Here is a 21,457-nt window from a genome sequence, read left to right as displayed (position 1 = left end):
TGTCGGGGTGACTCGGGCCGTTCTGGGGCCGGCGACACGTGGGGGCACGGGATGTCGAGAAGTACTGGGGTGGGTCCAGCCGATCAGGGGTCGGTCGGAGCACGACCGGAGGGCGGTGGTCAGTCGAAGTGGCTGGCCCTGCTGGCCATGCTGTTCGCGGTGTCGATGACGTTCATCGACCAGACCATCGTCTCCATCGCCTCACCGGACATCCAGTCCGAGCTGGGCCTGAGTCGCGACGGCTCGCAATGGGTGATCAACGGCTACCTGCTGGCGCTGGCCGCCGGGTTCGCCCTCGGTGGCCGCATGGCCGACGTGCTCGGCTCCAAGCGGATGGTGCTGGTCGGCATCATCGGCTTCGCGCTGTCGTCGGCGCTGTGCGGGCTCAGCCCCAAGGGCTCGCTCGCCGAGACCTGGATCATCGTCTTCCGCATCACCCAGGGCCTGTCCGCGGCGGTCATGATCCCGGCCGCGCTGGCCGTCGTGGTGGCGGCCTTCCCGATCACCGAACGCGGCAAGGCGCTCGCCATCTTCTTCGGCGTCAGCGGTGGCCTGACCGCGGTCGGCCCGATCGCCGGCGGCTACCTCACCCAGTGGACGTGGCGGGCCATCTTCTGGGTCAACCTGCCGATCGCGGTCATCGCCATCGTGCTGGCCGTGCTCGCGCACATCGACCAGCGCGGCAACAAGCAGCGCATCGATTGGCGGGGCGCGGTCATCATCGCCGCCGGCATGGCGCTGAGCGTCCTCGGGTTCGAGCAGGCCAACTCCTGGGGCTGGGACAGCGTCTGGACCTGGGTGTGCATCGCGGCCGGTCTGGTGCTGATCGTGGTGTTCGTGCTGGTGCAACTGCGGACGCCGGTGCCGCTGATGAAGGTGCGCATCTTCCGCGACCGCGCGTTCCTGGTCGACAACGGCGTCTTGTTCTTCTCGATGATGGCGTTCGTCCCGGTGTTCTTCTTCGCCAGCGTGTACTCCCAGGTCTCGCTCGGCTTCAACGCCACCAACGCCGGCCTGTACCTGCTCGTCTTCTTCGCCGGCTTCGCCCCGGCGGCGCAGATCTCCGGACGCATGCTGGACGCCCGCGGCGCCAAGCTGCCGATGATCATCGGCGGCGTGCTGGGCACCGTCGGCTTCGCGCTCTGGGCGGTCAAGGCCACCGACCTGAGCCTGGGTGCCCAGTGGTGGTCGATCGTGCTGGCCGGCGCGGGCATCGGGTTCATCCTCGGCCCGTCCAGTACGGACGCGGTGAACCGGGCCATCGACGCCTCCTACGGCGAGGTCACCGGCATCTCGCAGACCGTGAGGAACTACGGCTCCGCCCTCGGCATCGCGGTGCTGGGCACCCTGCTGGGCAACGTGCTGTCCAACCGGCTGACCACCTCGTTCGAGTCACTGGGCATGTCCCCGGCGGACGCCAGCGCGGCCGCGCACGAGGCAGCGAACACCGGCATGGGCGGTGGCGGCGCCCACGGCACCGACATGTCGCAGCTGCCCGCCCAGATGCAGCAGGGCATCGAGACCGCCGTGGCCGACGACTTCGCCGTCGCCACCCAGGCCGTGCTGTGGGGCATGGCCGTCGCCCTGGCCATCACCCTGGTGGTGGCGCTGCTGCACCCGGGCGGCAAGGTCACCGGGGCCGCACCCGGCGGCGGCGCCTGAACCCACGGCCGCGGTCACCCCGCCCTGCCGGGGGGACACCACCGGCGGCAGGATGACGGGATGGATCGCAGGCTCGGCGGCGGCATCGCGTTGCTCGCGGCGCTGTTCGCGGTGGTCGTGGTCTCCGCCGTGGCGCAGACCGGGGCCGGCCACGCGGTCGCCGAACCGGTTCGCCCGGTCCCCCAGGTCGGCGACTGCCGACTCATCGGGCCGGATGACGGGACGCCCGGGTCCGTCGACGGGACCGCCGGCCGACTCGTCCCCTGCGACGGCGCGCGCTCGGGCGAGGTGGTCGCGATCGTCACCGGGACCGGGCCGGAGGTACCACCGGGGGCCCTGCGCCGCGACGACGGCTGCCGGCGCGATGCCGCGGCCTGGATGGGATGGCAGTCCGCGGACGCCGGCATCGGGACCTGGTATCCGGTGGCCACCTTCGACGGGATGCTGGCCGGCCCGGACGCCCGGCAGCGTGCGTCCGGCCAGCGATGGACCGCGTGCGTGCTGATCGCCGCGTCGCCGCTCGGTGGCACCGGCCGGCTCGACGGATCGGCCCGAGGAGCGTTCGCGCAGTCCGGTGCTGCCGTCGCCCCGTTCGCACTGTGCCGGGACCAACCCGATGGCGTCCCGGTCAGCTGCCTGGATGCCCATCGCGTCGAGGTCTTCGCGTCCGTGGACATCGCCCCGGGATCCACCGACGACTGGCTGCAGCAGACCTGCCGTGACCAGGTCAGCACCGCCACCGGCATGACCGACCCGACCGCCGGCGGCGCCCTGGTGGTGGCCGCCCACATCCCGACAGTCGCCGTCCCGGACGACGCCGCCGCCAACTTCTCGGCGGAGTGTGCCGTCACTGTGACCGCGGGCTCCGACCGGGTCCTGGTGTCGACGTTGCGCAACCTCGGGACGGCGCCGGTGCCCTTCGACGAGTGATCGCCTGGAGATCAGGACGCCAGGTCGGGCCGTGGTGGGTTCTGCTCCCCCGCCGTCACCGCGATCGGCAGCCGGTTGCCCGGCACCGGGGCCGGGCAGGTGCCGTACGCGGTGAACGCGAACGGCATGTTCACCGCGCGGTTGAAGTCGACGACGATCCGCCCGTCGGCGTCGGGGGCCGCGACCGACAGCGCCCGCCACCGCGCCGTGCTCACGCCGTTGGTCTCGTCGGAGAACTGCAGGGTCAGACCGCCGTCCGCACCCCCGGCCACCTGCAGCCGTTGCGGTGCCTCGACACCGGGCAGGTCGACCTCGATCTCGCCGACCAGGGAGGTGTGTTGTCGCAGATCGTCACGGGCGGTGGTGACCTCGACCCGGCGCGGCTCCGGGTACGGCAGGAACCGGCCGGGCCGGACCCACGCGAGATCGACGGGGAAGGCCGGGATGCCGGTGAACCCGGTGCGGGTGACGGCCTGCGGATCACGGGCCCGCACCGCGTAGCTGCCGCCCCGCAGGACCAGCTCGATGATCACCTCGCCGGCCCGGAGCCACGGCAGCGACCCGGCTTCCGGCACCTCGGCGCGCTCGCTGCCCGTCACCGGTCGGCCGTCGACGATGGCGGTCAGGCCGTCAGCGGCGGTCGCCGTGACCACCGCCGCGCCTCCCTCGGTCGACCACGCACCGGGCAGCCCGTCCAGCGCGGCCGGGGCCTCGGGCAGCCACCAGAAGCCGGTGATGCTCAGCCAACCGTGCTCGGCGGTCAGGTCGTGGTGGCGGGCAGCGTGCCAGGACGTCCACTGCTGCTCGAGCGCCTCACGATCGAGGTCCGTCGTGGTGCGCTCATCGGTGGTGCTCATCGTTCCTCCGTGGTCGTGGCAGGCGCGGTCAGGCGACCGAGGCGGCGGGCGTCGGAGCGGCGGCGTCGAGGCGCGCGACCTCCTGTCGGACCAGCGGGATGACCTGCCGACCGAACGCGACCGCGTCCTCGAGCAGGTCGTACCCGCGCGCGGACAGCAGCCGGATGCCCAGGGCGTGGTAGTCGAGCAGCGCGGCGGCCACCGTCTCCGGGGTGCCGACCAACGCGGTGGAGTTGCCGCCGCCGCCGGTCAACGCGGTCGGCGCCGTCCACAGCGCGCGGTCGTGGCGCTCGGCGCTGCCGGCCACGGCCAGCAGCCGCTGCGAGCCGGCGTTCTCCGGGCCGCCGGACCGCAGCTGGATCGCGCGCCCGGCCGCGGCGGTCCGGGCCGCCTGGGCCTGCTGGGCGGAGACGATCCGGCTCAGCACGCGTTCCGCCCGCTCCCAGGCCTGCTCCTCGGTGTCACCCAGGATGGGCCGGAAGGCGATCTGCAGCTCGGGCCGGGACCGGCCGGCCTCGGCCGAGGCCGCCTCGATGGCCGCGATCTGCTCGCTGGTCTCCGCCAGCGGTTCCCCCCACAGCGCGTAGACGTCGGACTCGGCCGCGCCCACCCGGTAGGCCGCCGCGGACGAGCCCCCGAAGGAGATCCGGGGACGGGGCCGCTGCACGGGGCGGACGCCGGACACGAAGTTGCGCAGCTGGTAATGCTGACCGTCGAAGTCGAACGGCTCGTCCGAGGTCCAGGCCCGCTTGACGATCTGCAGGTACTCCCGGGTGCGGTCGTACCGGGAGTCCTTGTCCAGGTGGTCACCCTCGGCGGCCTGGTCTGCGGTCGACCCGCCGGTGATGAAGTGCACCTCGACCCGCCCGCGGGACAGGTGGTCGACGGTGGCGAACGTCTTGGCCGCGAACGTCGGCGCCGACACATTCGGGCGGTGGGCCAGCACCAGCCTGAGACGTTCGGTGCGGCCGGCGATGTGGGCCGCCACCACGGACGGGTCCGGCGAGCCGGAGTGGTAGGCGAACAGGATCCGGTCCCACCCCGAGTCCTCGTGGGCGCGGGCCAGCGCCGCGGTGTAGTCGAGGTCGAGGATGCCGCCGGGGCGCAGCGTCACCTCGCTCCCGGCGTTGGTCGCGGCGATGCCGAGAAACTCGACGGGCATGGGGCTCCTTCCAGGGTGGGTGGGACGAAGGGCTCGGCGGGACGGTCAGCGGGCGGCGGTCAGGTCGCGGCGCAGCGACGGCAGACCGAGGTTGTCGCGCAACGTGGAGCCCGTGTACTCGGCCCGCAGCGAGCCGCGCTCCTGCAGCAGCGGCACGACCTGGTCGACGAAGTCGTCGAGCCCCCAGGGCACCAGGTGAGAGCCGATGATGAACCCGTCCGAGCCGTCCTGCTGCACGAAGTCGTCGATCTGCTGGGCGATCTCGCTCGCCGTGCCGACCAGTGGCCCGCGCTCGAACTGATCGATGACCAGCTCGCGCAGGTTCAGCCGCTTCGCCTCGGCCACCTCTCGGAAGTGCGCCACCGTCTTGAACCGGTCCTGCTCGATGAGGGCCCGGCCCTGGATGAAGTCCGGCGCCGTGGGGTCCGGATCGATGTCCGGGAGCGGCCCCTCCGGGTCGTACTGCGACAGGTCCCGGTTCCACACCTGTTCCAGCAGGATGAGTGCGGTCTTGCCGTTGACCTGCTGGTTGCGCACCTCGTGGTACTTGTCCACGGCCTCGGCGTGGGTGTCGCCGATGACGAAGCTGCCGGATGGCAGGATCTTGAGCTCGTCGGGCGACCGGCCGAACCTCTCGGCCCGGGCCTTGACGTCGCGGTAGAACTCGCGGGCCGCGATGATCTCCCCGAACGGCGAGAAGATGGCGTCGGAGTTGGCCGCGGCGAAGTCCCGACCCTGCGGCGAGACACCGGCCTGCAGCAGCACCGGGCGGCCTTGCGGGCTCCGCGGGACGGTGAACCGGCCACGGATGTCGAACTGCGGTCCGCGGTGCTCGAACCGGCCGACGTCACCGCGCCGGACGAACTGCCCGCTCTGCTTGTCGGCGACCAGGTCGTCGTCGTCCCATGCGTCGAACAGCGCCCGGGTCGCGGCGATCATCTCGGCGGCCCGCTCGTAGCGCAGCTCGCGCGGCAGGAACCCGCCGCGGCGGAAGTTCTGGCCGGTGAAGGCGTCGAACGAGGTGACCAGGTTCCACGCCGCCCGGCCGCCGGACAGGGCGTCCAGCGAGGCGAACTGGCGGGCCAGCTCGTACGGCTCGTTGAAGGTGGCGTTGATGGTGCCGGCCAGGCCGAGGTGCTCGGTCACGCCTGCCAGCGCGGCCAGCACCGGCAGGGTGTCGGGCCGGCCGACGATGTCCTGGTCGAAGACCCGGCCGTTGCGCTCGCGCAGCGCGAGACCCTCGGCCAGGAAGAAGAAGTCGAACTTGCCGCGCTCGGCCGTGCGCGCGGTGTGCTCGAACGAGCTGAAGTCGATCTGGCTGCCGGCCCGTTCGTCCCACCAGGCGGTGTGGTGGTTCACGCCGCCGAGGTAGGCGCCGAGGATGACCTGCTTGCGCGGTGTGTGCCCCATGGTGGCTGTCCTTCTGGGAATGGTTCGGTCGAGGGCTGATCGAGTGGTGGGACGGGGCTCAGACCGCGGCGTACCGGTTCGGCACGGTGGTGGGCAGGCCCAGGTGACCGCGCAGGGTGGCCTCCCGGTACCCGGAGCGGACCAGCCCGCGCCGCTGCAGTTCCGGCGCCAGGTCATCGACGATCCGCGGCAGGTCGTCGGTGGCCACCGCCGGACGCAGCCGCACTCCGGCGTAGCCGAGCCGATGCCACGTCTCGATCTGGTCCGCCAACGCCGCCGCCGACCCCACGGCGACGGCGGCGTCAGAGGTCAGCGGGCTCCCGGCCCGTTCGTCCAGCCGGGCGAGGCGGTCCACGGCCGACTCCCCCGGGCCGTCCAGGAGCACCACCAGGTCGGCCCACACCTGCAACGGGGCACCATCCCGCCCGACGGCCGCCTCGGCGGCCCGCACGTCGGCGAGCACCCCGACCGCATCGGCACCCAGCGGGGGTGTCACGAACACGAGATCGCCGCTGCGAGCGGCCAGCTCGTAGGGGACGCGCTGGTGGGCCAGGACGGCCACCACCGGTTGTCCCTGCGGCGAGCGCGGCACGATGCCGGGGCCGCGGACGCTGAACCAGCGCCCCTGGAAGTCGATGGTGTGCACCTTGTCCCGGTCGATGAACCGGCGGGTCGCGACGTCGCGGATCTCGGCGTCGTCCTCCCAGCTGTCCCACAGCCGCCGGACGACCTCGACCGCGTCGACGGCCTCGTCGAAACGCTCGGCGACCGAGTCGGGCAGCGTGCCGGCCGTGATGGCGGCCAGGTCGATCGGCTCGAACTGCCGGCGCCCGAACAGCGCTGCCTCCGCCCCGTGCCCGCCGACCCGCACCTGCCAGCCGCCGCGGCCGTGCGAGACGTGGTCCAGGGTGGCCACCGCTTTGGCGACGTGGAACGGCTCGGTGTGGGTGGTGGTGACCACCGGCACCAGGCCGATGTGCTCGGTCGCCGTCGCCAGCCGGGATGCGACCAGCGACGCGTCGAGTCGGCCACGGACCTGGTCGGTGCGCTCATCGGGCCCGGCCGGATCGATCGGGGACGTGCTGGACTGCAGGGTCAGGGTGTCCTCGATGGTGATCAGGTCCAGCCCGCCGCGCTCGGCGGTGCGGGCCAGGTCCGCCCAGTACCGGGCGTCGAAGAGCTCGTCGGGGCGGGCGCTGGGCTCGCGCCAGGCGGCGGGATGCCATCCCGCACCGTCCAGGGCGACGCCGAGGTGCAGGGCCGGGTCGGCTGCGTCAGTCATGTGGTGCTCCAGGGGAGGTCGGCGGGCGTCGGGTCGGGCAGGTCACCGGGTCCGGGGAGCCGCGTGGCGGCTCCCCGGACGGCGGCCTCACTCGGCGATGAAGGCGTCGGTCAACTGCGAGAGCCGGGAGTCGGCGCCGAGCACCACACCGTGCACCGACGGATCGGCGCCCAGCACGGTGGTCAGCTCGTGCACCGGGATGGTGTGGCCGCGGGTGACCAGCAGTTCCTGCGCGGTGGCCTGGAACTCGGCCCGCTTGTCCGGGTCGGCGGTGCTGGCCTGGCCGACCAGGGCGGCCTCGAGCTCCGGGTCGTCGATCTTGTAGTAGTTCGACGACGCGGTCGAGTACTGGGTGCGCAGCACGTCACCGTCGGCGCGTGACAGGTTGCCCCAGGCCAGGTCGATCTTCCCGTCCTTGATGGCGGCCAGGTAGTCCGGCACGGTGCCGGTCCACAGCTCCGCCTCGATGCCGACGTCGCGCAACTGCTGCTGGATCAGTTCCAGGGCGCCCTGGTTCGGGCCGAAGTTGCTGATGTAGCCGATGACCAGGTGCAGTGGCTGCCCGTCCTTGGTGCGGACGTCGCCGTCACCGCCGGTCCAGCCGGCCTCGTCCAGCAACGACGCGGCCTGCTCGGGGTCGAAGGCCAGGTCGGCGGACAGGTCCACCCAGCCGGGCGTGTTGGCCGCCAGGGGCGACGTCGCCACGGCGAAGTGGTCGTCCAGCACGGCGTCCCGCACGTCGGTGGCGTTGATGGCCCGGGCGATGGCCAGCCGGACCTGCTCGTCGGCCACGATCGGCTGGGTCTCGACCGCTGTCAGGCCGAACGAGATGCCAGGATTGGCGCGGACGACCAGGTTGTGCCCGGCCGCCTCCAGGCCGGCGTTGTCCTGCGGCGCGACCCCGCCGATGACCTGCACCTGACCGGAGTCGAGACTGCCGGTGCGGACTCCGGACTCGGGCACGATCTTGAACACGACCTCGTCGAGGTGGGCAGCGCCGGTGTTCTCGCGATCCCCCGGGCCCCAGTCGTAGTCGTCACGCTTGGTCAGCACGACCTCGGTGTTCTTCGTGTAGTGGTCGAGGACGAACGGTCCGGTGCCGATGACCCCCTCGCCGGTGGCCCGCTGGTCGAACGGGATGGCGAGCGTCGACGCGGCCACCGGAGCCAACGCGACCGACGACACGCCCTGCAGGAAGGAGCCGTTCGGCGCGGTGAAGTGGACGGTGAAGGTGCGGTCGTCGGTGACCTCGGTGCGGTCGTAGGCACCCAGGAACTGGGCTCCGGCCTGCGCGTTGGCCCCGGCCGCCTTGATGTCGTCGAAGGTGGCCTTGACCGACTCGGCGGTCAGCGGGGTGCCGTCGGAGAAGGTGACACCCTCGCGCAGCGTGAAGGTGAAGGAGGTCGCGTCGTCGGAAGCCCCGAAGGTCTCGGCCAGCCACGGAATGATCTCGCCCGTCTCCGGGTCCTGCTCGGTGAGCGAGTCGAACAACTGGCGGGTGACGTAGAGGGTGTCGTTGCCGCTGCCGATGCCGCTGGGATTCAGGCTGATCGGATCGTTGGCCACTGCGAAGCTGAGGCTGCCGCCCTCGGTCGGGGTGGCGTCGGCGGAGCTGGTCGCCGAGTTGGTCACGGCGCCGCCCGAACGGGTGCCGGCGGCGTCGCCGGAGTCGGCGGCATCGGATGATCCGCAGGCGGAGGTGAGCAGGACCAGCGCGAGAGCAGGGGCGGCGAGCAGGGCGCGTCGTCGCAGGTTCATGGGAGGGCTCCTGGAGGAGGGATGCGGACTCGTGGAGTCGGGTGGAGGTTCGGTCAGGCGGGTCGGGACGGTCCGTGGGGCCGACATCGGCGCCGACCGGGCGCGCCGGGCGCCACCATGTCCGGCATCAGACCCGCCCCCGTCCGGGGATGGCCTCGAGCAGCGTGCGGGTGTACGCGTGGTGCGGATCGGTGAAGACGGCTTCGGTGGACCCGGTCTCGACCACCCGGCCGCCGCGGAGCACGGCCACGTCGTCGGAGATCTGCCGGATGACGGCCAAGTCGTGCGAGATGAACAGATAGGCGACGCCCAGTTCGTCCTGCAGATCGACCAGCAGCTGCAGGATCTGCGCCTGCACCCGCACGTCCAGGGCCGAGACGGGCTCGTCGAGCACGACCACGTCGGGACGCAACGCCAAGGCACGCGCGATGGCGATGCGCTGCCGCTGCCCGCCGGACAGTTCGGCCGGGCGGCGGTGCTCGAAGTCTGTGGGCAGTCCCACCAGGTCCAGCAGCTCGACCGCGCGTTCCCGCGCCACCGTGGCCGACTCGCCGTACGAGCGGAGCGGCTCGCCGATCAGCTGGGCCACCGACCAGCGGGGGTTCAGCGAGGCGTACGGGTTCTGCTGCACCAATTGGAACCGGCGCCGCACCACCCGCAACCGGCCGGCGGACAGACCGGTGATGTCCTGCCCGTCGAACCGCACGGTGCCGCCGGTGGGCTCGACCAGCCGGAGCGCCAGCCGGGCCGAGGTCGACTTGCCGGAGCCGGACTCGCCGACCAGGCCCAGGGTGCGACCGGGGTGCAGCGCGAACGACACGTCGTCCACGGCCCGGATCCCGTGGTGCCCGACGCCCGGAGCCGGGAACGACTTGACCAGGTGCTCGGCGTGCAGGATCGGCGCGGTCGTGCTCGATCCGACGCGGCGTCGGATGGACCCGATCCCGCTGGTGCGCAGGCTGGGCGCCGCCTCCAGCAGCGACCGGGTGTACGGGTGCTCCGGCCGGGACAGGATCTGCCCGGTCGGACCCTGCTCGACGATGCGCCCGCCGGTCATCACCACCACCCGGTCGGCCCGGTCGGCGGCGACCCCGAGGTCGTGCGTCACCAGCAGCATGCCGGTGTGGTGCTCGGTGATGAGGTCGCTGATGCTGTCGAGGATCTGGCGTTGGACGGTGACGTCGAGGGCGCTGGTCGGCTCGTCGGCCACCAGCAGGGCCGGACGACCGACCAGGGCGATCGCGATGAGCACGCGCTGTCGCATGCCGCCCGAGAGCTCGTGCGGGAACTGCCGGGCGCGGACCTCGGGGTGGTCGATCCCGGCCGATCGCAGCGCCTCGACCGCGATCTCCCGCGCCTCGGCCTTGCGGGCGACCTTGTGGATGAGCAGCACCTCGGCGACCTGGTCGCCGATCCGCTTGACCGGGTTGAGCGAGACGGTCGGGTCCTGTGGCACCAGCCCGATCCCGATGCCGGAGACGGCCCGCCGGGCGCGGCGTCCCAGGGCCAGCAGGTCCTGCCCCTGCCAGTGGATGCTGCCCGCGGTGATCTCCGCGGTGGTGGCCAGCAGACCGGTCACCGCCAGTGCGGTGGTCGTCTTCCCGGATCCCGACTCGCCCACCAGCGCGACGGTCTCCCCCGCGGCGATGTCCAGGTCGACGTCCTGGATGGCCGGCACCGGACCACGGCGGGTCCGGTACTGCACGGTCAGGCCGCGGATCCGCAGCACCGGTCCGGAGGGACGGTCGCCGCTGCCGTCCACCGCCGGTGCGGTGGTGAGGTTCCTGGAAGCAGCCGTCGACGTCATCGCCGCACTCCGTCCTGACCGCCCAGCGCCCGGGACAGCCGTCCCGCCGCCAGCACGGTGATCGCGATGGTCAGACCCGGCATGGTGGTGAGCCACCATGCGGTGCTCAGGAAATCGCGGCCCTGCGCCACCAGCGAGCCCCATTCCGGCGCGGGTGGCACAGCGCCGTAACCGAGGAAGCTCAGCGCCGACACGGCCAGGATGGCGGTGCCGAACTCCAGGGTGGCCAGCACCAGCACCGGCCCAGCCGCGTTGGGCAGCACGTGCCGGAAGAGGATCCGGCTCCACCGCGCACCGCCGGCGCGGGCCGCCTCGATGTAGGCGCTCTCGCGCACCCGCAGCACCTCCGAGCGCATCACCCGGGCGCAGGCGGCGACGCTGGTGATGCCGACCGCGATGGCCACCTTCACGGTGCCGAAGCCGAGGGCGGTGACCAGGGCCAGCGACAGCAACAGCGCTGGGATGGCCAGCAGCACGTCGACGATGCGCATGAGCACCTCGTCGAACACGCCGCGCACGAAGCCGGCGACCAGGCCCAGCAGCGAGCCGACCACGATGCCGACCAGCACCGCGAGCAGCGCGGAGCCCAGCGACAGGGCGGCGCCGTGCACGACCCGGGCGAACAGGTCCCGGCCCAGCTGGTCGGTGCCGAACAGGTGCGCCCAGGACGGCTCCAGCAGCTTCTGCCGCGGCACCGCGCGCAGCGGGTCCACCGAGGTGAGCAGGGTCGGGATGAGCGCGGCCAGCACGACGATCACCAGCCAGACGACCGACAGCACCAGACCGGGCCGGCGGACCACCCCGCCCAGCCACTCGCCGAGGCCGGCGCGGCGCGACGGGCGAGGCGACCGGGTCGGGGTCACCGGGCCGTTCGGTCGTCGGTCGGTCGGCTCCTGGGTGTTCGTCGCCGCTTCGAGCAGCGGCACCTCGATCGTCATGTCAGCTCACCTCCACCGGCGCGGGCCGGGCCACGCGACGGGTCGAGCGCTGCAGGGTCCGGCGATCCAGCAGCGGGTACAGCAGGTCGACGGCCAGGTTGGTCAGGACGAAGACCAGGGCACCGAAGAGCACCAGCCCCTGCACCACCGGGGTGTCCTGGGCCGACACCGAGGTCGCGGTCAGCCGGCCCAGTCCGGTGCGGGAGAACACGGTCTCGGCGACCACGGCTCCGGACAGCAGCTGGCCCACCAGCAGGCCGGTGATGGTCAGCGTGGGCAGGGCGGCGTTGCGCAGGGCGTGCCGGAACAGCACCCGGACCGAACCGGCGCCCTTGGCCCGGGCGGTGTCCGACCAGGGCTCCCCCAGCGACGAGTGCAGGCTCTTGGCCAGGATCTGCGCGATGACCGCCGAGGTGGGGATGGCCAGGGTGATGGCCGGCAGCACCAGCGAGCTGAAGCCGTCGTTGCCGATGGCTGGGAAGAGCTCGATGCGGAACGAGAACAGCTGCAACAGCATCAGTCCGACCCAGAAGCCGGGCACGGCCACGCCGAGGGCGGGCAGGTTCAGCAGCGCCCGGGACAGCCAGCGGAAGCGCACGCCGTTGGCCAGCACGGCCAGCCCGCCGCCGAAGACCACCGCCAGGATCAGGGCCAGCCCGGCCAGCGCCGCGGTCGCCGGCAGGTTCTCCAGCAGCAGCGAGGTCACCGACTGGCCGTTCTCGAACGACCGGCCCAGGTCCCCGGTCAGCGCGTGGCCGAGCTGGGTGAGGTACTGCGTGAACCACGGCTGGTCCAACCCGTAGTCGGCCTGCAGCGCGGCGATCTGCTCGGGCGTAATGTCGCTGGCGGCCGCCCCGAGCCGCACCTCGACGGCGTCGCCGGGCAGCGCGTAGAGGATGACGAACGAGACGGTCCAGGCCGCCCACAGCACCAGGACGGCCTGGCCGAGGCGACCCAGCACGTAGCGCCCCATCACGCCCGCCAGGCCTGGGCCAGCAGCTGGTAGCTGCGAACCCGGTCGGCGTGCCCGGCGGTGATGGTGGTGATGAGCAGCTCGTCCGCCCCGGTCGCGACCTGCAGGGCCTGCAGCTGGGTGACCACGCTGTCCGGCGCCCCGACCAGCTGGGTGCGGACCCGATCGTCGACCAGGGCCAGCGCGGCCTCGTCCAGCGGTGCGGCCGATGCCTGCTCCGGGGTCGGGAACACGATCGCCCCGGCGCCGGAGCGGATGCTGTGCACCCAGTGCCCGTAGCCCGCGGCCAGCTCCCGGGCGGCCGCGTCCGTCTCACCCACGACCACGTCCGCGGACACCACCACGTACGGCTGTGCCAGGTCGGCCGACGGGCGGAACGCCGCGCGGTAGGCGGCGATCGAGTCCAGCACCCCGGCCGGGGCGACGTGGTAGTTGGCGGCGAACGGCAGGCCGTGGCGACCGGCCAGGTTGGCCGACGTCCCGGCGCTCGAGCCGAGCAGCCAGACCTCTGGCCCGGTGGCCGGCACCGGGCCTGGGACGTCGAAGGTGACGCCCTCGGCGTCGGTGTACTTGCCGGCCAGCACGGCCAGGATGGTGTCGACCTGGATCTCGAAGTCGGCCGGATCGGCACCCGGGAATTCCAGCAGGCGCCGGATGCCCGCGAAGCGCGGCGCGGCCAGCAGCGCACCCCAGCCGGTGAAGGGCGCCGGGATGAGCAGCCCCTCGGGCGTGATGCGTTCGGTCGGGTCGGACGGAGGTGGCGGCAGCGCCGGGCGGCCTCCGGACCGGCCCAGCCCGAGGTCGATCCGGCCCGGGTGGGCCAGGGCCAGCAGGGCGAACTCCTCGGCCACCGACAGCGCGGTGCGGTGCCCGAGTTGGACGGCGCCGGACCCGAGCCGGATCCGGCTGCTCACCGAAGCGGCCAGCGCGATGAGCACGGCCGGCGACGACCCGAGCACGCCCGGGTTGAGGTGGTGCTCGGCGAACCAGTAGCGGCGGTAGCCGGCAGCCTCGGTCGCGCGGACCAGGTCGAGACTCTGCTGGAGGGCCTGCTCCGGGCGGTCGGTGCCGGTGATCGGCACCAGGTCCAGCACGGACAGCGGAACCCGTGGCACGGCAGGAGCACTCATCGGAAGGCCTTCCGGTGCTGGATGTCCACGACCGGGGCCGGCCACGGCGGATCGGGGATGGTGCGGCGCAGCTCGGGTGCGACGCCGGCCTGGAACAGCTCGAGGCTGGCCCGGTGCTGGACCGGGGTGAGCCCGGCTGTGTCGGCCTGCACGTGCAGCGTGGTGTGGCCGAGCCGCTCGTGGTAGCGGCCGACCTTGTCGACGACCTCCTGCGGGCTGCCGATCAGCGCCGAGCTGCGCGCCAGATAGTCGTCGAAGTCGGCGAACGGCGACTCGATCCCGAACCGCGCGAACTGGGCGGACTGGGCCTGGAAGATCGGCCGGTACACCTCCCGGGCCTGCTGGGAGGTCGGCGCGGTGTAGTGCCCGGCGCTGCCGGCGCCCACCACGACGGCCTGCGGGTCACGGCCGTGGTGCACCCACCGCTCGCGGTAGTGGTCGATCAGTGCGGCGTACGGCTCGACCGGGTTGGTGACGTTGGCTGAGAACACCGGGTCGCCGTACTCCGCGGCCAGCTCCACCGACGCCTGCGAGGTGGCGCTGCCGTGCCAGATCCGGATCGGCTGCTGCAACGGCTTCGGCCACACGGTCGCGTCGGTCAGCGGCACCTGGCGGATGCCGTGTGCCGACGGCGTCCAGGTCACCCGCTGCTCGGTCCACAGCCGGCGCAGCAGCCGGAAGTTCTCGGTGATGGTGTCCCACTGCTGGTCACGGGTGATGCCGAACAGCTCCGCCTGCTCGGGTCCGTTGCCCTTGCCGATGATCAGCTCGAGCCGTCCGCCGGACAGGTGGTCCAGCGTGGCGTAGTCCTCGGCCACCCGGACCGGGTCCAGCACTGACAGCAGCGTGACCGCGGTGAACAGCCGGATCCTCGCGGTGACCGCCGCGATGTGGCTGAGCACCACCGGCGGCGCGGTGGAGATGAACGGCTCGTGGTGCCGCTCCCCCACCCCGAACCCGTCGAAGCCGAGTTCCTCGAACAGCACGGCGGTGTCGACGACGTCGGCCAGCCGTTCGGTCACCGACGGCAGGTGGCCGGTGAGTGGGTCCGGGGTGTGGTTGATGAGGGTGATGCCGATGAACTTCACGTCGGGCTCCAGGACTGGGCACGCGGACCCGGGCCACGACGGGCGGAGGGGTCGCACGGGGACGCCGGCGGACGCAGCCGGGAACGGCTGCGGGACGGGACCACTCGGAGCGTCCGCCAGGCGCGGACGGCTCAGGTCGAGCGGTCGGTCAGGCCGGACAGGCCGCGGTGCAGACCAGGGCGAGATCGATGTGCCGGCGGCGCACCAGCGCCGGGGCGGACGCCAGGTCGCGCACCCCTCGGGACTCCGTCATCGATGTCACTCCTGCTGGAGGGCCACTCCGGCGGGAGTGGCGAGTGCTTGCGGGGAGGGTCCTCCACGCCTGGTCTTCACCTGGGGCACCCCGCCACTGTGTGAGGGTTGCCGTCCGACGAGCCAGGGCTTGACGTCGGAACTCATGACCGCAGATCGGAAAGTAGTTCATGGGCGGAACGGAAGTCAACGGTCCCGGCCGCGGTGTGGCGCACACCGCAGCTCTGGGACACGGCCGGACCCGATGCCGCACAACGACTCTGACGGATCCGGCACGACGGTCAAACGGTGGTGACCAGCTCGGCCGGCTCGACGTCGGGCTCGTCGTCCAGGCAGGCGGAGGCGCCGGAGGCGAGGTCGCGCAGCACGCTGCCGCCCAGGAACGCCGGCAGCGTCCGGGTCTCCGGGAACGGGACGACCGCGCCGTCGGCGGTCGCGTACGTCCAGCGGGGACCGTCCGTCAGCAGCGCGGCCAGCGCGCCCAGCAGCCGGTCGATCGCCCGCTCGTCGGTGTCCAGCCCGACGCTCGCCCGGATGGCCGTGGCCGCCCCGGTCAGCCGGCGCAGCAACGGGTGGGCGCAGAACCGCCCGTCCCGCACCCCGATGCCGTGCTCGGCCGACAGGTAGGTCGCGACCTCCTCGGCCGTCCAGCCGGGCACCGTGAAGGTGACGATGGCGACGGTGTCCTCGGTCTCGCCGGCGGCTCCTCCTGTCTCGTCGTCCTCCTGCCCCCAGATGCGCAGCGGCTCGATGCCCAGCTCGGCCAGTCCGGTGCGCAGTCGTTGCAGCAGCGCCGCCTCGCGGGCCTCCTGCTGCGCCTCCGGCAGCGCGCCCAGCACCTGGCAGGCCTTGGCCAGCGCGGCCGCCCCGATCAGGTTCGGGCTGCCCGCCTCGTGCCTGGCCGGGGAGTCGGTCCAGGTCGCGCCGTCGACCGTCACCGCGCGGACGGCCCCGCCGCCGGCCAGGTGGGGCTCGGCGGCGTCCAGCCAGTCGCGGCGGCCGATGAGCGCTCCGGCCCCGTAGGGCGCGTAGAGCTTGTGCCCGGACACGGCCAGGTAGTCGATCCCGGTCGCCGCCAGGTCGACCCGGCGGTGCGGCAGCAGCTGGGCGCCGTCGACGGCCAGCCGGGCGCCGTGCCGGTGGGCGATCTCGGCCACCCGGCGCAACGGCAGCGACTCGCCGGTGACGTTCGATGCCCCGGTGACCGCGACCAGCGCGGCCGTCGTCCGCCGCAGCTCCGCCTCCAGCGCCGCGAGCGTCGCGCCGACGGTCGGCTCCGCGACAACCGTTCGCCCACCCCCAGTTCCGAGCCACGGCAGGAAGTTGGCGTGGTGCTCGATGTCGAGCACCACGGTATCGCCGGGCACCGACCGGGCCAGCAGGTTCAACGAGTCGGTGGTGTTGCGGGTGAAGATGACGACGTCGTCCGCACGGGCGCCGACGAACGCCGCGACGGTCGTCCGCGCCGCCTCGTACACCTCGGTGCAGACCTGGGACAGGTAGCCGGCGCCGCGGTGGATGCTCGAGTACAGCGGGAGCAGCGCCGCCACGTGCTCGGCGACCTCACGCAGCGCCGGGGCACTCGCGGCGTAGTCGAGGTTGACGTAGTCGGTGGAACCGCCCTGCACCAGGGGCACCTCGGTGCCGGTGCCGACGAGCAGTGACTGCGCAGCGTGCTGAGTTGAGACCTGGGACATGGAACGCCCTTCCGAACCAGGGCTCTCGTGCCGGGAGCCCGCGCTTGCCGCTGCGGGATCGCAGCCGGCCGTGTCCTCACCCGGGGCACCCCGCCGCGGTGGGAGGGTTGCCGGCCAGCAAGCCGGGGCTGTGCGCTGGCACTCGTGACAGCGGCGAAGCTAGCACAGGCGATGGGCCGCGAGCACGCACCGGACCCGGACGCGAAGTGCGCCCGGGGCTGGTCGACGGTTGCCCACTCGGGTTGGAAGGACACGGCAGCGCGTCAGAGCACCGGCTTCCCGCCGGTCACGCCGAGCGTCTCGCCGGTGACGTAGCTCGCCTCCTGGGAGGCGAAGAAGACGTAGGCGGGCGCGACCTCGGCGGGCTGCCCGGCCCGGCCCAGCGGGGTCGATTCGCCGTGCGACGCCGCCTTGTCCGACGGCATGGTGGCCGGAATCAGCGGTGTCCAGATCGGTCCCGGGGCAACGACATTCACCCGGATGCCCCGGTCGGCCAGGCCCCCGGCCAGTGCCTTGCTGAAGTTGACGATGGCCGCCTTGGTGGTGGCGTAGTCGAGCAGCTCCGGCGACGGCTCGGTCGCCTGGATGGACGCGGTGTTGATGATGGACGACCCCGGCTGCAGGTTCGGCACCGCCTTCTTGCACAGCCAGAACATCGCGGTCAGGTTGGTCGTCAGCACCCGGTTCCACTGCTCGGTGGTGATGTCCTCGATGCCGCCTGGCTGGACCATCTGGTACGCCGCGTTGTTGACCAGGATGTCGATGCCGCCGAGTTCGCGGACGGCGGTGTCGATGATCAGCTGGCAGTGCTCCTCGTCGCGGATGTCACCGGGGACGAGCACGGCGGAGCGGCCGGCCTCGCGGACCAGCCGGGCCGTCTCCTGGCCGTCCTGCTCCTCCTCGGGCAGGTAGGAGATCAGCACGTCCGCGCCTTCCCGGGCGAAGGCGATGGCCACCGCGCGGCCGATCCCGGAGTCGCCACCGGTGATGACCGCCCGCCGCCCGGTGAGCTTGCCGCTCCCTCGGTAGGTGTCCTCGCCGTGGTCGGGCCGGTCCGACATCTCGTCGGTCAGCCCGGGATGCGGGATGTTCCGGCCGTCGTCGGTGTCGGGCTGCGGGTACTGCTCGGTGGGATCGGCGGGAGTGTGCTGATCGTCGGCCACGGTCGCCTCCTGGTGTGCGCGGGGGGCGACGTCCGCGAGCGGACGCCCGCCGCCCCCCGATCGGTTGCAAGGGTCGAGCTGGTCAGTGCCCGATCCGGCTCGCCTCGAATCGACGGGTCGGGCCGACGGGCGCGCGCTGTCCTCAGCCGGAACCGTCCGCTGTCCGGCCCCGAGGCAGCGACGGGACGGACCGTCGATCTCCACACTGCGCCGGAGGCCTCCCGGCGTTCGATGGTGGCGATGCACTCGGCGCCCGCATCGGTGTCGTCCATGGCGTGGTCGTCCATGGCGTGGTCGTCCATGGCGTGGTCCGGCTGGCTCAACCGGCCGGCGCCGCTTCCCCGGTCGACCCGCTGGTCGTCCGGGCGGCGGGCGGAACGCGCGAGCGGACCACCAGCCCGAAGGCCAGCGCGATGAAGAACATCACGACGCCGTACACGCCACCGGGCAGCGACATCTCGACGCTGCCGATGACGGCCTGCGCGATGACCACGGCCAGAGTCGCGTTGTGGATGCCGATCTCGAATCCGCTGGCGATGGCCTGCCGCTGACCGATCCGCATCGTCCGCGGCACCAGGTAGCCCAGCGCCAGGCTGATCACGCAGAACAGGGCGGTGATGCCGGACAGCCGGCCGAAGTGCTCGGCCAGGATCTCACGGTTGGCGACCAGCGAGCCCCCGACCACCGCGACCAGGATGACCAGCGACAGGACGCGGACCGGCCGGTCCATCCGGTGGGCGAACGCGGGACGCAGGTGCCGGACCAGCATCCCCAGCAGCACCGGCAGCAGCACGATGGCGAAGACCTCGAGCGACTTGGTGAACTGCAGCCCGATGCCGGCCTCCCCGGGCAGGAACCGATTCATCGACAGGTTCACGATGACCGGCAGCGTGATGACGGCGATCACCGAATTGGCCGCCGTGAGGGTCACGTTGAGGGCGACGTCCCCGCGGAACAGATGGCTGTACAGGTTGGCCGTGGTCCCGCCGGGCGATGCCGCGAGCAGCATCATGCCGACGGCGAGCACCGGCGGCAGGTCGAAGGCCAGCACCAGCCCGAAACAGATCAGGGGTAGCAACACCACCTGGCAGAGCAACGCGACAGCGACCGCGGCGGGGCGGTGGGCGACCCGCCGGAAGTCGGCCACGGTCAGCGTCAGGCCCAGGCCGAGCATCACGATGCCCAGCGCCACAGGCAGTCCCACGGTGGTCAGCGTCGACCCCATGACCTGGGAGTGTGCTCCCCCGGTGGCGGGTCGGCCACCGGTGCCGGGGACCTGCGGAGCAGGACCGTCTAGAAGAGCACGGAGGCGAATGTGCCGACCTGGTGGAACCCGGCCCGCCGGTACGCCGCCCGGGCGGGCGCGTTGTGGTCGTTGACGTACAGCGAGGCCAACCGGCCGAAGTCGCGCTGCACGGCCCGGACGACCGCGGCGGTGCCCGCCGCGGCCAGACCCTTGCCGCGCCACTGCGGGTCGACCCAGACGCCCTGGATGAGGGCGACCGACCGGGACAGCGCGCCGATCTCGGCCTTGTACACCACCTTGCCCTCGTGGAACCGGGCGAAGGCACGACGCTGCCGGATCAGTTCGGCCACCCGCTCGCGGTAGGCATGGCCACCGTCGCCGGCCCGCGGGTCCACGCCGACCTCCTCGGTGAACATGGCCACCGCGGCCGGGAAGTATGGATCCAGCCGGTCGAGGTCGACCACCTCGACGAGCGGATCGGGGTCGACCAGCGGCGGGTCCGGGCACACCAGCAACGGCTGGTCGGCGCGCACCTCGCGGGCCGGGCCCCAGCGGGACTCGAGCCGTTCCCAGATCGGCAGCACCAGGGCGGCCGGGCCCAGGATGGTCGCGCAGCGCCGGCCGCGACGGCCGGCCATGGTGGCGAACGCCCGGAGCGCGGCGGCGTCGCCGGCGAGCGGCACCATGGTGCTGCCGGCGTAGCAGAGCCCGTCCCGGCCGCCGGCGATGCCCCAGAACTGACCGCCGAGGGCGACCGGGTCCATGCCGGCGATCTCGTACCGCGCGGCCACCAGGCACGCCGACACCGGGTCGGCCCGCAGCACCCGTGCGACCTGCTCGGCGTGCTGCGGACCCAGCACCCGTGGAACCCCGGTGGTCAGCACCGTTGCCTCGCCCCGGAGTTCAGACCAGCTGCACGGACGGTTCGCCGGAGGGCGTGCCCGCGGCGCGCATGTCCTCGGCCAGCCGCATCGCCTCGTCGATGAGGGTCTCGACGATCTGCGACTCGGGCACGGTGCGGATGACCTCGCCCTTGACGAAGATCTGCCCCTTGCCGTTGCCGGACGCCACCCCGAGGTCGGCCTCGCGGGCCTCTCCCGGGCCGTTCACCACGCACCCCATCACGGCCACCCGCAGCGGCACGTCGAGCCCTTCGAGCCCGGCGGTCACCTCGTTGGCCAGGCGGTACACGTCGACCTGGGCGCGACCGCAGGACGGGCACGACACGATCTCCAGGCCGCGTTCCCGCAGGTTCAGGGACTCCAGGATCTGCAGGCCGACCTTGACCTCCTCGGCCGGCGGCGCGGACAGCGACACCCGGATCGTGTCGCCGATGCCCTGGCTCAGCAGCGCGCCGAACGCGACGGCCGACTTGATGGTGCCCTGGAACGACGGGCCGGCCTCGGTCACGCCCAGGTGCAGGGGGTAGTCGCACTGCTGGGCCAGCAGCTCGTACGCCCGCACCATGACCACCGGGTCGTTGTGCTTCACCGAGATCTTGATGTCCCGGTAGTCGTGCTCCTCGAACAACGAGCACTCCCACAGGGCCGACTCGACGAGGGCCTCGGGGGTGGCCTTGCCGTACTTCTCCAGCAGCCGCTTGTCCAGGCTGCCGGCGTTGACGCCGATCCGGATGGGGATGCCGGCGTCCTTGGCCGCCTTGGCGATCTCGCCGACCTTGTCGTCGAACTTGCGGATGTTGCCCGGGTTGACCCGGACGGCGGCACAGCCCGCGTCGATGGCCGCGAACACGTACCGCGGCTGGAAGTGGATGTCGGCGATCACCGGGATCTGCGCCTTCCTGGCGATGATCGGCAGCGCCTCCGCGTCGTCGGTGTCCGGGACGGCGACGCGCACGATCTGACACCCGGAGGCGGTCAGCTCGGCGATCTGTTGCAGCGTCGCGTTGATGTCCGCGGTCTTGGTCGTCGTCATCGACTGCACGGACACCGGCGAGTCACTGCCGACGCCGACCCCGCCGACATCGAGCTGCCGGGTCTTGCGGCGCCGGGCCAGCACCGGCACCTCGCGCTGGGCCGGGGTGGTCGGCATCCCCAGCCCGACCGACGGGCGGCCCGGAGCTCCCGGACCGGACATGGAGA

At 72.5% G+C, this 21,457-nt stretch carries 17 protein-coding genes and 2 riboswitches; of the genes, 2 read left to right on the top strand and 15 right to left on the bottom strand.

Annotated elements, in window-relative coordinates:
* Nucleotides 1-51: 51 nt before the first annotated feature.
* On the top strand, nucleotides 52-1,662 hold the full coding sequence (locus JL106_RS00945; RefSeq protein ID WP_407940058.1) for an MFS transporter: 1,611 nt from the start codon (nucleotides 52-54) through the stop codon (nucleotides 1,660-1,662).
* Between the two features lie 60 nt (nucleotides 1,663-1,722).
* Nucleotides 1,723-2,592 (top strand): septum formation family protein, encoded by an 870-nt coding sequence (locus JL106_RS00940; protein ID WP_205258786.1) that lies wholly within the window; start codon nucleotides 1,723-1,725, stop codon nucleotides 2,590-2,592.
* 11 nt (nucleotides 2,593-2,603) lie between these two features.
* Here JL106_RS00940 and JL106_RS00935 read toward each other — a convergent pair whose 3' ends face one another.
* The 15 genes from JL106_RS00935 to ispG all read right to left on the bottom strand — a co-directional run bounded on the left by JL106_RS00935 (nucleotide 2,604) and on the right by ispG (nucleotide 21,452).
* Nucleotides 2,604-3,449: a DUF1684 domain-containing protein gene (locus JL106_RS00935; RefSeq protein ID WP_205258785.1), complete on the bottom strand. Its 846-nt coding sequence runs from the start codon at nucleotides 3,447-3,449 to the stop codon at nucleotides 2,604-2,606.
* Between the two features lie 28 nt (nucleotides 3,450-3,477).
* Nucleotides 3,478-4,611 (bottom strand): LLM class flavin-dependent oxidoreductase, encoded by a 1,134-nt coding sequence (locus JL106_RS00930; protein WP_205258784.1) that lies wholly within the window; start codon nucleotides 4,609-4,611, stop codon nucleotides 3,478-3,480.
* Nucleotides 4,612-4,656: 45 nt separating this feature from the next.
* Nucleotides 4,657-6,021: an NtaA/DmoA family FMN-dependent monooxygenase gene (locus tag JL106_RS00925; protein WP_205258783.1), complete on the bottom strand. Its 1,365-nt coding sequence runs from the start codon at nucleotides 6,019-6,021 to the stop codon at nucleotides 4,657-4,659.
* Nucleotides 6,022-6,079: 58 nt separating this feature from the next.
* On the bottom strand, nucleotides 6,080-7,303 hold the full coding sequence (locus JL106_RS00920; protein WP_205258782.1) for an LLM class flavin-dependent oxidoreductase: 1,224 nt from the start codon (nucleotides 7,301-7,303) through the stop codon (nucleotides 6,080-6,082).
* 87 nt (nucleotides 7,304-7,390) lie between these two features.
* A complete protein-coding gene (locus JL106_RS00915) occupies nucleotides 7,391-9,061 on the bottom strand; it encodes an ABC transporter substrate-binding protein (RefSeq protein WP_205258781.1) in 1,671 nt (556 codons plus the stop codon).
* A 127-nt stretch (nucleotides 9,062-9,188) separates the two neighbouring features.
* Nucleotides 9,189-10,868 (bottom strand): dipeptide ABC transporter ATP-binding protein, encoded by a 1,680-nt coding sequence (locus JL106_RS00910; RefSeq protein ID WP_236006404.1) that lies wholly within the window; start codon nucleotides 10,866-10,868, stop codon nucleotides 9,189-9,191.
* Complete coding sequence (locus tag JL106_RS00905; RefSeq protein ID WP_205258780.1) at nucleotides 10,865-11,806, bottom strand: ABC transporter permease; 942 nt, start codon at nucleotides 11,804-11,806, stop codon at nucleotides 10,865-10,867. Before JL106_RS00905 ends, JL106_RS00910 begins: the two co-directional genes overlap by 4 nt.
* 1 nt (nucleotide 11,807) lies before the next feature.
* Nucleotides 11,808-12,779 (bottom strand): ABC transporter permease, encoded by a 972-nt coding sequence (locus JL106_RS00900; RefSeq protein ID WP_236006403.1) that lies wholly within the window; start codon nucleotides 12,777-12,779, stop codon nucleotides 11,808-11,810.
* Nucleotides 12,779-13,909 carry an LLM class flavin-dependent oxidoreductase gene (locus JL106_RS00895; protein WP_205258778.1) on the bottom strand — a complete coding sequence of 377 codons (1,131 nt, stop codon included), beginning with the start codon at nucleotides 13,907-13,909 and terminating at the stop codon, nucleotides 12,779-12,781. The genes JL106_RS00900 and JL106_RS00895 overlap by 1 nt, the downstream gene beginning before the upstream one ends.
* Nucleotides 13,906-14,997: an LLM class flavin-dependent oxidoreductase gene (locus tag JL106_RS00890; RefSeq protein WP_205258777.1), complete on the bottom strand. Its 1,092-nt coding sequence runs from the start codon at nucleotides 14,995-14,997 to the stop codon at nucleotides 13,906-13,908. Before JL106_RS00890 ends, JL106_RS00895 begins: the two co-directional genes overlap by 4 nt.
* Nucleotides 14,998-15,288: 291 nt before the next feature.
* A riboswitch (SAM riboswitch) is annotated at nucleotides 15,289-15,400 on the bottom strand.
* A 130-nt stretch (nucleotides 15,401-15,530) separates the two neighbouring features.
* The gene (locus JL106_RS00885) at nucleotides 15,531-16,946 is read right to left on the bottom strand and encodes an aminotransferase class V-fold PLP-dependent enzyme (RefSeq protein WP_205258776.1); all 1,416 of its coding nucleotides are present in this window, start codon (nucleotides 16,944-16,946) and stop codon (nucleotides 15,531-15,533) included.
* A 35-nt stretch (nucleotides 16,947-16,981) separates the two neighbouring features.
* A riboswitch (SAM riboswitch) is annotated at nucleotides 16,982-17,096 on the bottom strand.
* A gap of 113 nt (nucleotides 17,097-17,209) precedes the next feature.
* Nucleotides 17,210-18,109 carry an SDR family oxidoreductase gene (locus JL106_RS00880; protein WP_328840897.1) on the bottom strand — a complete coding sequence of 300 codons (900 nt, stop codon included), beginning with the start codon at nucleotides 18,107-18,109 and terminating at the stop codon, nucleotides 17,210-17,212.
* Between the two features lie 319 nt (nucleotides 18,110-18,428).
* Nucleotides 18,429-19,424: a bile acid:sodium symporter family protein gene (locus JL106_RS00875; protein ID WP_328840920.1), complete on the bottom strand. Its 996-nt coding sequence runs from the start codon at nucleotides 19,422-19,424 to the stop codon at nucleotides 18,429-18,431.
* A complete protein-coding gene (locus JL106_RS00870; RefSeq protein WP_407940057.1) occupies nucleotides 19,403-20,239 on the bottom strand; it encodes a GNAT family N-acetyltransferase in 837 nt (278 codons plus the stop codon). The genes JL106_RS00875 and JL106_RS00870 overlap by 22 nt, the downstream gene beginning before the upstream one ends.
* Nucleotides 20,240-20,258: 19 nt before the next feature.
* A complete protein-coding gene (ispG, locus tag JL106_RS00865) occupies nucleotides 20,259-21,452 on the bottom strand; it encodes a flavodoxin-dependent (E)-4-hydroxy-3-methylbut-2-enyl-diphosphate synthase (RefSeq protein ID WP_236006402.1) in 1,194 nt (397 codons plus the stop codon).
* Between the last annotated feature and the right edge of the window lie 5 nt (nucleotides 21,453-21,457).

Origin of the sequence: Nakamurella leprariae (assembly GCF_016918035.1) — a bacterium.
Classification (GTDB): domain Bacteria; phylum Actinomycetota; class Actinomycetes; order Mycobacteriales; family Nakamurellaceae; genus Nakamurella; species Nakamurella leprariae.
The sequence above is the reverse complement of the archived record's forward strand: the minus strand, read 5'-3'. Positions and strand labels throughout refer to the sequence as shown.